Origin of the sequence: Limosilactobacillus reuteri subsp. porcinus, from assembly GCF_036621895.1 — a bacterium.
Taxonomy (GTDB): domain Bacteria; phylum Bacillota; class Bacilli; order Lactobacillales; family Lactobacillaceae; genus Limosilactobacillus; species Limosilactobacillus reuteri_J.
The window spans coordinates 1-14,844 of the sequence record NZ_LN887493.1; the positions used below are offsets into that span (position 1 = coordinate 1).

Here is a 14,844-nt window from a genome sequence, read left to right on the forward strand (position 1 = left end):
AGTTTTTTCCCAGCCTCAACCTTTTTAGTTATTATTTTTCTAATTCAGCTTGTTTCTTTACCGCCGCTTGGCCAAGAATATTTACATAGTTAAATGGACGATCAAAGTGTGGTTGGAAAAGCATATCAACAAATGCTAAATAATCAATCGTGTGCTTATCCTGGATACATAAGGAAATAATGTTAGCAGATTGAGAAACATCATGCTTACTCATAAACTGTCCACCAAGAATTTGCCGAGTCTTCTTATCCCAAACTAATGTCATTAATACAGGAGTTGTTGTCGGCATAAATTCGGGACGGTAGTTATCCTCAATTGTTACCGCGGCGGCATCAAAGCCCGCTTCCTTGGCATTCTCCAAAGTCAATCCAGATGATACCATCGTTGTCCCGTATAAGTTTAATCCAGAACTAGATTGGGTTCCCATATCGCGCATCGTATTGCCAAAGAGATTTGTTCCAACAATTGTTCCTTGTCGAATAGCGTTAGTAGCTAATGGAATATACGCATCCTTACCAGTTGGGTTATAGTGAACAGCTGTTGAATCACCGGCAGCATAAATATCTGGGTCAGATGATTGCATATATTCATTCGTAATGATTGCCCCATTATCATGCATCTTCACTTTACCCTTTAAGAGGTCAGTATTCGGACGGAAGCCAACACAGAGAATAGCAATATCTGCCTCGTAGTTGCCCTTATTTGTCTTAACGGTTACCCCATTTTCATGATTTTCAAATCCGGTTACTCGTTGGTCAAAGGCAAAACTAGCTCCGTGATCTACAAATTCTTGTTGAATCCGATCAGTGTACTCGCGGTCAAAGTATTTATGAAGCATCCGTGGTGAACCATCAATCAATGTAACATCCTTGTTTTGACGAGTGTAAGCTTCTACCAATTCAACCCCAATATAGCCTCCACCAATTACAACAATCCGTTGCGCATCTTTAGCAACGTTGAATAATTCTTTAGCATGGTGGTAATTCTTGCATAAATAAACATGCGGACCATCTACACCTTCAATTGGTGGAATTACTGGCCAAGAACCTGTAGTATCAACTAGCTTATCATAATGGTCGGTCTTTGTTTCACCTGTCACAAGATCTGTCACTGTGACCGTCTTAGTCTTAGGGTCAATATCAGTTACATTATGTTGCATATGAACTGTTGCACCCATGGCAGCAAGTTGTTCAGGGCTTGAATAAAACATCGCATCTGGATCACCAACATCACCGCTCAAGTAAACCGCAATCCCACATGAGAGGAATGAAACGTTATCATTCCGTTCATAAATTGTGACTTCTGTTTCTGGATGATTCTGTAAAATTTGAGTGGCAGTAATTGTTCCCGCATGTGTACAACCAACAATAATAACCTTCATAACACACACCTCATATCATGTTCTGATTTTCACAATTTATTATACGCATTATTTTCATTTAATCAATATATAAAATAGGAATATTGATTATCAGTCGAAAATCAATTATCAGCTTTATTACATAACATTCCAATACAATTACTATGACACAAGATGTTAAGTTAATTTTTATTTGTATCGATAGATAAATAACAACACATTTTTTCTCTGAAATTTTTTAAAAAATTATTGTAAAATTACTTACAATTGATTATGTTAGGAGTCTTAATATGGAATCTACTTTTCGGTTACGCCGCTCAATTATTGCTGCAATGTTATTAGCACTAACTCTTGTCCTCGGTCGCTTCTTTCTTATCCCTATTCCATGGACACATGGTAACGTCAACTTATGTGATGCTGGTGTATTCATTGCTGCCATGCTTTTAGGACCAAGAGCAGGGACAATTGTTGGTGGCTTTGGCGGAATGTTCCTTGACCTTATTTCCGGCTTCCCCCAAGATGCCTTATTTTCCTTTGCTGCTCATGGTTTAGAAGGATTTATCAGTGGCTAGATTTATAAAAAATATGGCAACACCACCTGGGGCAAATGGACCGCAATCTTAGCCGGAACAATCGTAATGATTGCAATCTACTTTATCTGCAATACTGTTATGTACCATGTAATTACTGGTTTTTTAAGTTTAGGTTCAAACTTTATCCAAGGAATGATCGGTGGAATAGTGGCGTTAATTGTTATTAGGCAATTGAAGAAGCATCATATTGGATAAAAATACTCGAGAACTGATCGCTTTAACAGCTTATCTGTTCTCGAGTATTTTTTTACGGTTCAATTCCCCCACTTGTGGGAACGACAATAATATAGTTTAGAATTCGATTAGCATAACTTTGCTTACCAGTAAAATCTTTTATTGCCGCATTTAATTCTCCTAAATTATCGGTAATTATCCCATTAGCGTGGTTATACATAGTCTGTTTCATTAAATCTGTGTCATTAACTGTCCATGCATATACCGGTTTATGTTGCCACTGGGCTTGAGTAATAAAGTCCTGATTTAATGTTGAATATTCCATCGAAAAACCGTCAGCAACTCCCTGGGGATTACCCAAATTATAGGGTTGAATATACAAAACTGTTAACCGCGGATTAATCTTTTTTAGTTTAGTCACAGCACTGTAATCGAGCGAGTGGACTTGGTCATGATCTTGCAAAATCCTTTTCCCATACCGGCGATTAAAGTTCTGGAGCATCTGTTTTGAATCATGTGGTGTTGTTTTTATCTCAATCAGAAGTTTCTGATGATATTTCTCAGCCGCTGCTAAATATTGATCAAAACTCGCAACCTTAGCATGATAGCCATTTTCGCGTGTTGTTAGTCGTGTTAATTGCTTCAATGTTAGTTCATGAGGTGTTTTATTTACTCCTGTTAGGTCTTTAAGATTCTCATCGTGCATCACAACAAACTGGTGATCCTTTGTTTCATGTAAATCCATTTCAATATAATCAGGCTTAAGTTTACTTGTTTTTTCCATTGCTGGAATAGTATTTTGCACCCCGTTTTTTTCAGCAACTCCCCGATGAGAGATAGTTATTGGGCGTTTAATCCCCGTCCCCATCATGTAAAAAGTATTATTTGCAAGAGTCGCCAAGCCGATTACAAGGAAGACAAGCATAAAGGAAGTAAGCAAACCTCGTGATGGGTGTTCAGGACTTGTCGCCAGCTCACTAATGCTAGTTAACGGGTTAACGACTACCAGTAAGATAATTGTTCCTGCCCATACCGCTAGTACTTCCCCACCAAGCTGTAAGATCGACAAGTTAAAGATAGCAGTAATCAAAGATAATTTCCCGGGTAATAAATCCAAAACAACCTGGAGAATGTAAATCATGAGGTAAAAAACAACCGTTATACTACCTACAATTATTGTCATCAGCACAATTTGAATTAAAAACTTCAACCATCTTAGCTTACTTGTCATTTGCCAGCTCTGAGACATAGCAGCTCTTAATCGTAAGTGTTGGTAAGCCATTAACGGCATTGTCAATATTAAACGAATACCGATCATTGTCATCAAAAGATAGAACAAGGTCAATCCACCAATAAGCCATGCATTACGGGTAAGATAATCAACAATAAACTGGGGAACTTGAATTTTCGCCAGTAAAGGAGTCCGAAAGATAATATCCGCAAATGGAATAATAAGCAAGAAATAACCTAATAATAAAATTAACGATCCAAAATTTAACAATGATAAAGTTTCTTGTGTTTGCCTAAACATTCGCCGCCAGCTAAACTCCGGCAAGCCAATTTCACGAAAGCCCGTCAACAAAAACATAAATTCGCCATAAATGATTACCATTAGGCATATTAATTCAATTAAAAGGCTCACTACAACTAATGGATGGTGGGTCAGAATAATTACAATATTTTGATATGAAATAAACGGAATTTCTCCTGCCTGCAGGACAAAGGTAGTTATCCAGCGAAAAAAGGGAATTACCAGAAACTGGTTTACAATATCAAGACCGCCAAATAAGATTAAATATTCAAGCCAATTTTTCCTGAACTGGCAAGAGTATTGGCGAAAAGCGCGATAAGCATTTTTCATTTTCAAATTCTCCTCGTTATTAGCTAAAAGAAATTATATCAAAAAAGCCTCTTCCGTGAAGGTTCGAGACTTTTTAGCATAAATTTAACAGGATACCCAATACTACTGCATCAATTTCATATTTCTTAGCATTAAAAATCAACTTCATCTGGATCAGCACATTGACCGCCAAGATTTGGCAATAAACTAATCTTGCGCATATCCTCATCAGTTAATTCGAAATCAAATATATTTTGGTTACTTATCATCCGTTCTTTATGGACAGACTTCGGTAATGGAAGAATCCCCTGTTGGAGAATCCAACGTAAACAGACTTGTGCAGGCGTCTTTTGATACTTATCAGCGATTTGAATCATTGTTGGATTAGTTAATACTTTAGCACCTTGACCACCTAAAGGAGCCCATGCCTCAACTAAGATATTGTGTGCTTGTAAGTATTTAATTTCTTCCGTATGTGGCCAACCCGGATGAACCTCAATTTGATCAACTGCTGGCGCTACTTTGGCCGTTTTCATTAATTCCGCAATATGGTGAGGCATAAAATTGCTTACCCCAATTGCCCGAATTTTACCTTCATTGTAAAGGTCTTCCATTGCGCGCCACGTTTCAGCATTAATCTTGGCAGCATCATCTCCAAACTGCTTTTCATTGGCGGGCCAGTGAATTAAGTAAAGGTCTAAATAATCCATCTGCAAACGATCAAGCGTCTCTTGAAAAGCCTTCTTCGTTTGTTCATAGCCACGATTAGTATTCCATAACTTGCTAGTCACAAAAAGGTCTTCACGCTTAATTCCCGAATCCTTAATCCCCTTACCTACTGCTTCTTCGTTTCCGTAAACAGCCGCAGTATCAATGTGTCGATAACCAGTTTCAATTGCTTCTTTCACGGCCTGTTCAGCTACATCTGCCGGAGTCCTAAATGTACCATATCCCACACAGGGAATCTTGATCCCATTATTTAAGTTGAACGTTGAGTTAATATTAGTTAATTCAAGCATCTTTACATTCCTTCTTTCATCTTCTATTATATCTTTTTTTATTAAAAATATTGATTGCTATTCCAAATAAATTATGCTTTGATTATAATATCATGAGAAATAAATGAGGAGGGGTTATATGCATCCACGAATTGCTATTCCTGCAGATACATTAACTGAAGCTACAAACATCATTAACGAGCGAAATGCTGCCTTCGCACCTCGCCCATTAATCGAAGCCATTATCAAGTCAGGAGGATTACCCGTTATTCTTCCTAGTGTTACTGCTTCACTAGCACCATCCTACCTTGATCTTTTCGATGGGATTATCTTTGCTGGAGGAAGTGATGTCGATCCAACCTTTTTCAACGAAGAGCCGCATCAAAAATTAGGTCCCACATATCTTAAACGAGATCAATTTGAAATTAGTCTTGCTACAGCTGCATTTAATGCTGGAAAACCAATGATGGGGATCTGTCGTGGAATGCAGGTATTAAATGTTGCGCTTGGCGGGACTTTATACCAAGACCTTTCGGAAAATCCCCATCAAACCCTTAAGCATTCCCAAGATGCCCCAGGAAATTTTCCTTCCCACCACGTTAATACAGACAAGGCAAGTCGATTATTTAACTTAGTAGGACCCAGACCATATGTTAATTCACGTCATCATCAATCACTAAATCAGATTGCTGAACCACTTCATGTAACGGCATGGGCTGATGATCAGGTACCAGAAGCCGTGGAAACCATTAACTCTGATCAAATTTTAGCAGTTCAATGGCATCCAGAAAACATGTTTAAACATTACGATTATTCGCGCGCTATTTTTGCTGACTTAATTACTAGAGCGAAAAAAGCGGCTAAATAAATAGTGGAGGGGCTGTGACATAAGCTAAGTTACTTTCAGAAAAAAACATAGAATAATAGGCCTCCAACGCCCGGTAAAATCGAACGTTGGAGGCCTATTATTACTTACTGGAGCTAGCTTCTCCTTGAAAAGGTTACAATATTAATTCTTTTCGAAGCTCATCAGCAGTATAGATTCGTCCATCTTCAAACCCTTTGAAAGGATGGATTGTTTCCTGTGCCGCTTGTTGGTAACGTTTGGCACGACGCAACGCATACTCGGTGAGTGAACCATTCTTTACATAGTTTAAGAGTTTAGCACTCGGGGTAGTTAGCGGATTTTCGACCCGATCTTCTAAGTCTTCCAGAACTTCGGAATATTCTGGACCGAGTTGGATTTGATTGGCATACCGCTCTAAACTTTTGAGGACAGCACGAGCTTTGGCCTGATATCTACAAGTTGCTTGGGGATTTTCCTCTGCTACAACTTCATTCATTTTATCGGCAGTCACCAACATTTCCTCTACTTCGTTTTCTTTTAATGGCGGCTGCATGATCAAGTAACTTGCTAATAAACGAATAAATCTTAGTGTACCAGTTCGAACTCCTACTGAACTGCTAGGATCTAAATCGAGCATTCGTAATTCTAAATACTCAATTCCATGTTCAGGCAACTTTTTTAAATCCGTGTTTCCTTTGAACCTCACCGGACCATGAAATTCGTAATCCGATGTTAAGATCCCTGCTTTAACTCCTTCTTCAATCCGTGCAATGTAACGATCGAGATTAGTAAAATCACCGGTAAATTTGGTCCCAAAACCGTATTGACTTTGCCGCACGCTCCGAATCGGATGAGGCAACTCTTTTCCTGGTTCAAAATAATTTTCTTCAACAATTGGGCTTGCACCATAAAGATATGTAAGAAGCCATCGATATCGAACAAAACCTTGTGCCAAGATAGTATATAAATAATTCCGCACTTCACGCTCACTATTAAAGCGTTCTGGGAAAGCGTTAAGGACTAGCTCAATAATGTGTTGATCAATACTCAAGTTAATATGCGCTCCACAAGGTGTTCCTTGCGAGTATCCATGACGTTTTGCCCATTCCTTCAAATAAGCTTCTTTTTTCGGTCCCATTTTAGCTAACCGCAATTTAGTCTTATCTTTAGGAAGTCGTGGGGGCATGGATAACGGCCATAATAACTCGCCGGGAGCAAGAGCTGATCGCAATGTATTATTGATAACATACAAATAATGCATTGCATCAAGAGCATGTTGGGCAGAAGGAGTTACCATTTCAGCCATTGTTTCTAAAAAATCATTGGTAATCCATGGATTAGTCTTCTCATCCCCAATCGCTGACGGATATGGCTCAAGGCTTAGGTTGCCATCTTCGTCTACTCGTTGCATTTCAATCTCAAGACCCATTGTAAAATCAGAAGTCTTTGCAACAGCTTCATTATCGAATATTAATTGACCAATTCTGCTAAACACATTATCGCCCCATTCTCTAATTGTTTTTTAATAAAGATACATGACTTTTCTCATATAAACAACTAGATATCAATAAAACGAAATTTAAATAATTTTTCACGCTTAGCAAGTACATGATCTTCCTTGTTATACAAAAGATATTAAAGATTTTCTGTTCACTAGCCGGAAAAAGTTTAATAATTCTTCCTACTAAAAAGCAAACAAGAATGATTACAGGAGCTAGTTCAATCGGCACTAATAATAACAGTAGGATAATTGTTAATAATGGTTTTTCTAAAATAAAGGTAAGGCTTGCCGCAATTACAACAATTGCATTTACTCGTACGTCTCCGGGCAACATCATCGCACAGGCAGTTCCTACCGCGACACTCGAAAAGATAGCCGGGAAAATAGTTCCTCCCCGCCATCCCATTGCAAAACCCACATTACTCATTACGGCTTTTACGAGTGCTACAACTAATAGGAAGGTGATTGAATGATTGAAGGCTTCGTGGGTAAAAGGAACAATTCTAAATTCACCGGAAAACATAATATCGCTTGTGATCAACGAGCTAACCGCTAAAATTAGCCCAAAAATCCCACCTTGCCAAATCTTACTTATTTTTGCATTAATTATCAGTGCAGCCCAATTTTCTAAGTGAACAAACAGCCACCCAAAAGCAATTCCGATGATAAGCGTTGGAATACTCGTTAATAAATTGATCCACTCCCAATCAATGATCCGATGATGAATTCCAAAAACACCTTCTTCAGGAAAAAGCTTAAAAACAATCGTCGCGCCTATTATTCCAATTCCAACTAATCCTGAAATAACAAGAACTCGTTGATATTTATTTTTAAAAAGCTGACTGAACCTAGGGGCACCGGCTAAATCTTGCGTTTGCATTTTACCGTGCCAAAGAGAAAACTCCTGACGCATTGAAGCTGCCCAACGCAAACGATCCCCAAGCCAATTAATCATGCTGCTAGTTAAGACTGTTGTAGAAGCTTCCGGCCCGATGCTTCCTCCTGCGCCGAGGGCCAATAAGCCAAGAATAAAAGACTTCCACCAATTATGATAATTTAATTGCCCTTTCATCCTTACCTGCGTCAGCACTTGTTCAATCGTTAACGGGTAATTACCCCATCGTTCATTCAAGAAACCAATCAAAAATCCCAATGGGATACATACTAAAAACGGATACCATTTACCACCAACTGTCGTATCAAGGTATTGATGCCAAACCAAATCAATTACCCAGTTAACTAAGTTTAAATACGCCGCTGTCAGCATACCAATTATTAGGCTCCAAACAACTGCATATATTCCAATCTTAAGTCGCCAAAATTTCATTCTTACTTTCCTACTTCTTTTAACGTTACGATAAAAGCTAACTTACCATTTGTATACTTCGCCGTAATTTTCCCTTTAAATTGTTTAACAATATATTGAGCCATCGAAAGCCCAATCCCAAAACCAGCCTTTTTGCCTTGAGTATGCGATTCATCAACCCGGTAAAAGCGGTTAAAGAATTTTTTAACATCCAGGCTTTTACCATCCTTATAGCTGTTCGCAATCGTAATAACGATATTCTTACTATGATTAGGTGAGGCCACTGTAAAATCAATTTCTCCCTGAGGATCACAATACTTATTCGCATTATCAAGCAAAATATTCAACAGTTCCCGCAGCATATTTTCATCAGCGTTTGCTACCAAGCCTTCATCAATCTGTACATTGAATTGTTTCTGCTCGGTTGAAATTACACTCTTGAAACTACTAGCCACATCCCCGGCAATTTGACTTACATTTACCGGCACCATCGTTAATGTCGGTTGCTCTTGCATGCGCGCAAGTGACACCAGGTTATTAATTAACTTTGTCAGGCGAGTAACCTGTTGCTTGGTGCTTGCTGTCCATTCATTCTCACCATTGATAATCTCTTGCATTTCATTATTCGCTGAAATAACTGTCAATGGCGTTTTTAATTCGTGACTAGCATTAGTTATAAATTCTTTTTGCCGCTGCTCTGCCTCAATAATTGGCCGAATTGCACGACGCGAGTAAAGGGTTAAAACAATAGTGTACAGAACTAAAACAATTACCCCTAAAATCAACCCTGTATGCATTAGTGATTGTGTCCGGGCCATGAGGAGTGACTCATCAAGAAAGACAATTACTTTCTCGCCGTCTTTATTCCGAATCTTATAAGCATAATTTACCCCTCGATATAGCAACTGCCCGCTATGCACCTTTCTTCTTACAAGACGGTCTGTCATTGCTCGGGCATCCTGCGGCGTAACCGTTGCAATATGATCGTCTTGCACTTCCGTTACTTGATTTTTATTATCGACCAGTACAGCAAAATAACGATATTGATGAAGGCCCTCACGTGAAAATTGAGGTTGACTATTGTCAGTAGTCCGGATCCCTTTTCGGGGAATTTGGCCATCGTTATTTACCAAAATCGTTAATACTCGTTCAATTTCTTGGTGTGATTGATAGTAAGTGAGGGTGCAAATACTACCAACAATTGTCAAAATCACAAATAATAATGCAGCAGTTGAGATTGCAATAAATTTATAACGAAAACGTTGAATCATTTCTTGACCCCCTAGCCTGCAATCATAAATGGTCCAGTTTTTTCACCACTAATTGTTACTTGAGATTGAATTGCCTGTAATTTTTGCCGTAAATAACAGATATTAATCCAGAGATCTTCTTGATCAACGGTGTCATTCTCATCCCAAACGTGACTGATAAGTTCATTTACTGATAGTTCTTTATTGGCATTCAAAATAAAATACTGAAGTAAACGATTTTCCCGATTCGTTAAACTAATCGAATTACGGCTTTCAAGCGATTGATCGTTACCATTAAGGGTCAAATCACCAAATTCAAGAACATCTACTTGATAAGAATCATCTCGGCGTTGACGGGAGCGCAACCGAGCAAGTAGTTCTTTTAACGAAAATGGCTTAGTTAAGTAATCGTCAGCACCGGTATCAAGACCAGTTACCTTATCATCTTCTTCACCCATTGCCGTTAACATCATAATATATGTGCGGTTACCAGTTGCCCTAATTTCTTTTAATGCTTCCAGTCCTGATTTAACAGGCATCATGATGTCTAAAATTATGACATCATAAGCATTTTCTTTCGCCTGCTCAACCGCTTCTTGGCCGTTATTAGCAATATCAACTTGATAACCACTCGCTGTCATCGCTGAACTTAATACATGAGATAGCTGCTGTTCATCTTCCGCTACAAGGATTCGCATTTTATTCGCCTTCCTCACTAGAATTAATTAATTGCCGGATTGTTTGCATTTGAACGTCGCATGATGCTAATTGGTCAGCACAACGTTTAAGTTCACGGCCAATTCGCTCTGGATTTTTAATATTATGTTTATATTTCATCTCATGTTCAAGGCTTGCCCATGAATCCATTGCGATCGTCCGTAACTGAATTTCAACATAAAAATGTCCGGGGTTATTTCCTTCAATATCTTGATATGGAACTGTTTCATCAATAATGACGTGATAGCTCCGATACCCATTTGGCTTTGCATTTGTAATATAATCTTTTTCCTTAATAACCTCACACCAGTCAGCTTGACGTAATTGGCAAAGGCAACGGTCAATATCATCGATGAAATTACAAACAATTCTGATTCCAACTGCATCGCGACATTTTCGTAATGCCGATTCAGTAGAGACCGGATAGCCTTTTCGTTGGCATTTTTCCGCCATACTCTCGGAAGTCTTCACTCGGGCAATTAAATGTTCATAAAGTTTTGGTTGCTTATCCTGCACTGTTTGCTGATTTAGTTCTTTGATCCGATCGGTTGTGAGGGAAAGAATATTTGACAAAATCTGCTCATATGGGCCATAAATTGACATCACAGTTTCCTCCTTTAATTTGAATATTATACAGTACTCATCACTAAAGAATACCCTGAAAATAGCATTTTTAAGATGCCTTAAATTTTACTCGGTCCGCAATCCTGCTACATAGTTATCTACTTGCTTTTTTTGTGACCTCGTTTGGTAGAATTCTTTTCTTAGTTGCGCCAAGGTTAAGTCCTTTGTTTTTAATTTTGCATTTCGCTGAGAAGTATATTTTATGATCACAGTCTGGCCTTCAACTTTAAAGAAAATTGCCGTTCCATCTTGGTCGTCAGCGGCTACTAAATAGCTATAATCATTTACTCCTGCTGGAACGGTATCAGAGGGCTTAACAATTCCATAAACGAGTTGATTTGCAGCAATATTTTGTTTTAACCAGTCGGGAGATATTGCCAATCCCGCCAAAACCCCAATTTGTTGGTCGGTAAATTTTGGTCGCAGTTGTTGACTTGACTGTGTTTCATCCTGAACTTGCCGAGGGGAAGGCCGATTAAATTTAATTGTAACTGCTACCCATAAGCAACTAATTAAAATAATGATTGTTATAATTACTTTTCTTTTCATAATTTCACATAAAAAAGGCGCACCTAGATTATTCTAAGTACGTCTTTACGGATTGTTAAAAGAGAGAAATTGGATCTTAATTCATTTGCGCTTTAATAGCAGCTAAGGATACATCGCCAGTCTTATCGAACTTAACATCAGCATCCTGCAAATCAGCACCAAAACCAATTGATAATTCACCAGCACGGTTAATTGATTCAATTCCGGCTTGGGCATCTTCAAGTCCTGCTACTTGGTCAGCTGGAAGATCCATTAATTTAGCTGCTTCTTGGTAAATTTCTGGATCTGGCTTACCATGGCTTAAGTTTGCTGGATTAACGATTCCTTCAAAGTAATCAGTTAATTGCAAATACTTAAGAACCTTTGGCGCATTTTTAGAAGCAGAAGCTAATACAATGTGGTAACCATTAGCTTTCAATTCATCTAAGAAGTCTTTCATTCCTGGAAGAATATCGGCAGGTGTTAGAGTTTCAACTAATTTAATATAGTTATCATTCTTTTCAGTTGCCAAAGCTTCTTTTTCTTCTTGAGTATAGTCATTTTCATGACCGCCAGCCTTCAAGATTAATTCCAAAGAATCCATCCGACTAACACCCTTTAATGCGTCAGCCAATTCTGGAGTCCATTCAGTTCCAACCTTGTCAGCTAATTGGTGCCATGCTTGACCATGAAAACGAGCAGTGTCAGCAATAACACCGTCAAGGTCAAATGCAAAACCTTTCAAATCTTCAAACTTCATCTCAAATGCCTCCAAGAATTACTTTAATTCAAGCTTCTTACCGTCAAGGTCGATGGTAATTGGGTCACCTGATACAAGATCGATCTTAGTACCATGCTTGTCAACCTTAACCTTCAAGATCCGACCACGGAACATTTGACGGAATTGGTATGAATCCCACTTCTTAGGTAAGAATGGTGCATAGTACAATTGACCATCACGAACACGCATACCAGCAAATCCTTGAACAATATCAAGCCATGAACCAGTCATTGAAGTGATGTGAAGTCCATCAGAAGTATCGTTGTTGTAGTTATCAAGGTCAAGACGTGCTGAACGTTCATACAATTCAACGGCCTTGTCTTCATAACCAATATCAGCAGCGATAATTGAGTAAACAGAAGCAGAAAGACTTGATTCGTGAACAGTAAATTGTTCGTAGAAGTCAAAGTTGTTCTTCTTTTCTTCCTTAGTAAAGTCATCAATGAAGTCCCAGAGACCTTGGATAACGTCACCTTGTTTTACGTATGGTGAACGTAAGATCTTATCCCATGACCAGTGTTGGTTAAGTGGTAATTGGTCACTTGGAATTTCAGAAACTGGAGTCAAGTCCTTGTCCATGAAGCCATCGTTTTCTGGGAAGATGTCCTTTTCCTTGTCGTAAGGAAGGTACATGTTGTCTACAATCCCCTTCCACTTACGCTTTTCGTCTTCTGAAACATTAAGCTTCTTAGCTACCTTTTCATCTACTTGATCTAAGATGTCAAGGGTGTATTGAAGAGTCCAGCGACAAAGGAGGTTAGTGTACCAGTCGTTGTTTACGTTATTGTCGTATTCATCAGGACCAGTTACGGCATGAAGCATGTACTTGTTCTTGTTTTGGGAGTAGTGAACACGGTCAGCCCAGAAACGAGAAATTTCAGTAAGAACTTCTGCCCCTTCGTTAAGAACGTATGACTTGTCGCCAGTGTACTTAGTGTAAAGGTAAATAGCAAAGGCAATGTCCCCGTTACGGTGAATTTCTTCAAAGGTAATTTCCCATTCGTTGTGACATTCGATACCGTTGAAGGTAACCATTGGGAATAATGCACCAGCAAGTCCTTGTTGCTTAGCATTAACAAAGGCACCATCTAATTGCTTGTAACGGTACATTAATAAGTTACGAGCAACTTCTGGGTCTGCAACCCCAAGGTAAACAGGAATACAGTAAGCTTCAGTATCCCAGTAAGTAGCACCACCGTACTTTTCACCAGTGAATCCCTTTGGACTGATGTTAAGACGGTAATCTTGACCGTAGTAAGTAGAGAAGAGTTGGAAGAGGTTGAAACGAATACCCTGTTGAGCTCCTTCGTCACCATTAATTTCAACATCAGACTTAACCCAACGATCTGCCCATTCTTTAATATGTGGATCGAGTAAGTCGTCAAAACTTTGATTATCAAGTTGGTCGCCTAATACATCCAAGTTCTTTTCAATATCTGCTTGGGAGTCGTAATCACGAGAAGTCATTACGATACTGCGCTTTTCAAAGTTAACTTCTTTACCAGCAGCTACAGTACCAGCAAATGTGTTGTAAGCGTGCTTTTCGTCAGTGCCGTCACCCACGTGGTCAAGGTTAGTCTTTGAAGTAGTCTTCATTCCAACGATGAATTGTGGAGTGCCAAAATCATTCTTCTTAGTCATAGAAGTTAATTCAGCATGTTCGCCATCAGCAGACTTGCCTAAAACGTTCCAAAATTGTTCATCGTAGTTAGCGTCTTCGTTGTATACATCAGCATCAATCATGCTGGTAATTTCAACCTTAGCATCACTATCGCCACGGTTCTTAATGTGGAGACGTTGACCAACTAATTCTTTTTGGGTAACACTAACAAAACGTTCAAAATTGAAGTACATTTCAGTACCACCAATTTCAACAGTAAAACGCCGTTCTAAGACACCACGCTTCATGTCAAGATCAAGCTTAAAGTCTTTTGGTGTTTGCTTTGCTAAGTCGAGTTGTTCACCATTAACCTTAATGATTAACTTCATGAAGTTGACAGCGTTGATCATCTTACCAAAGTATTTAGGATAACCATTCTTCCACCAACCAACACGAGTCTTGTCAGGGAACCAAACTCCACCGAGGTAAATACCTTCCATATGGTCACCACTGTAACCTTCTTCAAAGAAGCCACGCATACCAAGATTTTCATTGGCTAAACTAGTCATTGATTCTTGTAAACGCTTGTCTTGTGGGTCCCATTTGTGAGTAGCAACATGCCAAGGGGCAATATCAAATGTACGTTTCATTGAAATCTCAATTCCTTTCATCTGAAATAAAGTTAGTCTTTAACCTGCCTTTATTATAACTTAATTAATTTGTTT

The 14,844-nt window shown here is 38.8% G+C and carries 12 protein-coding genes and 1 pseudogene; 2 read left to right on the top strand and 11 right to left on the bottom strand.

Features of this window, described 5'->3' with window-relative positions:
• Window positions 1-31 precede the first annotated feature (31 nt).
• A complete protein-coding gene (locus AACL61_RS09195) occupies window positions 32-1,381 on the bottom strand; it encodes an FAD-dependent oxidoreductase (RefSeq protein ID WP_019253721.1) in 1,350 nt (449 codons plus the stop codon).
• 269 nt (window positions 1,382-1,650) lie between these two features.
• On the opposite strand from AACL61_RS09195, the pseudogene AACL61_RS09200 reads away from it, so the two are divergent.
• Window positions 1,651-2,148 (top strand): annotated as a pseudogene (locus AACL61_RS09200) (ECF transporter S component).
• 52 nt (window positions 2,149-2,200) lie between these two features.
• On the opposite strand, the gene AACL61_RS09205 reads toward AACL61_RS09200, so the two are convergent.
• Both AACL61_RS09205 and AACL61_RS09210 read right to left on the bottom strand, forming a co-directional pair.
• Entirely contained in the window at window positions 2,201-3,988 is a 1,788-nt protein-coding gene (locus AACL61_RS09205) for a glycerophosphoryl diester phosphodiesterase membrane domain-containing protein (RefSeq protein ID WP_102816101.1), read from the bottom strand.
• Between the two features lie 131 nt (window positions 3,989-4,119).
• Complete coding sequence (locus AACL61_RS09210; RefSeq protein ID WP_078009686.1) at window positions 4,120-4,986, bottom strand: aldo/keto reductase; 867 nt, start codon at window positions 4,984-4,986, stop codon at window positions 4,120-4,122.
• 118 nt (window positions 4,987-5,104) lie between these two features.
• On the opposite strand from AACL61_RS09210, the gene AACL61_RS09215 reads away from it, so the two are divergent.
• Window positions 5,105-5,833 (top strand): gamma-glutamyl-gamma-aminobutyrate hydrolase family protein, encoded by a 729-nt coding sequence (locus AACL61_RS09215; RefSeq protein ID WP_085679790.1) that lies wholly within the window; start codon window positions 5,105-5,107, stop codon window positions 5,831-5,833.
• Between the two features lie 133 nt (window positions 5,834-5,966).
• On the opposite strand, the gene AACL61_RS09220 is transcribed toward AACL61_RS09215, so the two are convergent.
• The 8 genes from AACL61_RS09220 to AACL61_RS09255 form a co-directional block, all read right to left on the bottom strand.
• Window positions 5,967-7,307 carry a glutamate--cysteine ligase gene (locus tag AACL61_RS09220; protein ID WP_102816100.1) on the bottom strand — a complete coding sequence of 447 codons (1,341 nt, stop codon included), beginning with the start codon at window positions 7,305-7,307 and terminating at the stop codon, window positions 5,967-5,969.
• A 16-nt stretch (window positions 7,308-7,323) separates the two neighbouring features.
• Window positions 7,324-8,640 (bottom strand): chloride channel protein, encoded by a 1,317-nt coding sequence (locus AACL61_RS09225; protein WP_339111282.1) that lies wholly within the window; start codon window positions 8,638-8,640, stop codon window positions 7,324-7,326.
• 2 nt (window positions 8,641-8,642) lie between these two features.
• Window positions 8,643-9,890: a sensor histidine kinase gene (locus AACL61_RS09230; RefSeq protein WP_339111283.1), complete on the bottom strand. Its 1,248-nt coding sequence runs from the start codon at window positions 9,888-9,890 to the stop codon at window positions 8,643-8,645.
• An 11-nt stretch (window positions 9,891-9,901) separates the two neighbouring features.
• Window positions 9,902-10,567: a response regulator transcription factor gene (locus tag AACL61_RS09235; RefSeq protein WP_339111284.1), complete on the bottom strand. Its 666-nt coding sequence runs from the start codon at window positions 10,565-10,567 to the stop codon at window positions 9,902-9,904.
• A 1-nt stretch (window position 10,568) separates the two neighbouring features.
• The gene (locus AACL61_RS09240) at window positions 10,569-11,189 is read right to left on the bottom strand and encodes a GTP pyrophosphokinase (protein ID WP_086132019.1); all 621 of its coding nucleotides are present in this window, start codon (window positions 11,187-11,189) and stop codon (window positions 10,569-10,571) included.
• 87 nt (window positions 11,190-11,276) lie between these two features.
• Window positions 11,277-11,759, bottom strand: coding sequence for an Lreu_0056 family protein (locus tag AACL61_RS09245; RefSeq protein ID WP_339111285.1), 483 nt, complete (start codon window positions 11,757-11,759; stop codon window positions 11,277-11,279).
• Between the two features lie 76 nt (window positions 11,760-11,835).
• The gene (pgmB, locus tag AACL61_RS09250; protein ID WP_003670263.1) at window positions 11,836-12,498 is read right to left on the bottom strand and encodes a beta-phosphoglucomutase; all 663 of its coding nucleotides are present in this window, start codon (window positions 12,496-12,498) and stop codon (window positions 11,836-11,838) included.
• Between the two features lie 18 nt (window positions 12,499-12,516).
• Entirely contained in the window at window positions 12,517-14,769 is a 2,253-nt protein-coding gene (locus AACL61_RS09255) for a glycoside hydrolase family 65 protein (RefSeq protein WP_339111286.1), read from the bottom strand.
• Between the last annotated feature and the right edge of the window lie 75 nt (window positions 14,770-14,844).

Coding starts and splice junctions, on each gene's coding strand:
- AACL61_RS09195 (WP_019253721.1), bottom strand. CDS start 1,381: ATGAAGGTTATTATTGTTGGTTGTACACATGCGGGAACAATTACTGCC.
- AACL61_RS09205 (WP_102816101.1), bottom strand. CDS start 3,988: ATGAAAAATGCTTATCGCGCTTTTCGCCAATACTCTTGCCAGTTCAGG.
- AACL61_RS09210 (WP_078009686.1), bottom strand. CDS start 4,986: ATGCTTGAATTAACTAATATTAACTCAACGTTCAACTTAAATAATGGG.
- AACL61_RS09215 (WP_085679790.1), top strand. CDS start 5,105: ATGCATCCACGAATTGCTATTCCTGCAGATACATTAACTGAAGCTACA.
- AACL61_RS09225 (WP_339111282.1), bottom strand. CDS start 8,640: ATGAAATTTTGGCGACTTAAGATTGGAATATATGCAGTTGTTTGGAGC.
- AACL61_RS09230 (WP_339111283.1), bottom strand. CDS start 9,890: ATGATTCAACGTTTTCGTTATAAATTTATTGCAATCTCAACTGCTGCA.
- AACL61_RS09235 (WP_339111284.1), bottom strand. CDS start 10,567: ATGCGAATCCTTGTAGCGGAAGATGAACAGCAGCTATCTCATGTATTA.
- AACL61_RS09240 (WP_086132019.1), bottom strand. CDS start 11,189: ATGTCAATTTATGGCCCATATGAGCAGATTTTGTCAAATATTCTTTCC.
- AACL61_RS09245 (WP_339111285.1), bottom strand. CDS start 11,759: ATGAAAAGAAAAGTAATTATAACAATCATTATTTTAATTAGTTGCTTA.
- pgmB (WP_003670263.1), bottom strand. CDS start 12,498: ATGAAGTTTGAAGATTTGAAAGGTTTTGCATTTGACCTTGACGGTGTT.
- AACL61_RS09255 (WP_339111286.1), bottom strand. CDS start 14,769: ATGAAACGTACATTTGATATTGCCCCTTGGCATGTTGCTACTCACAAA.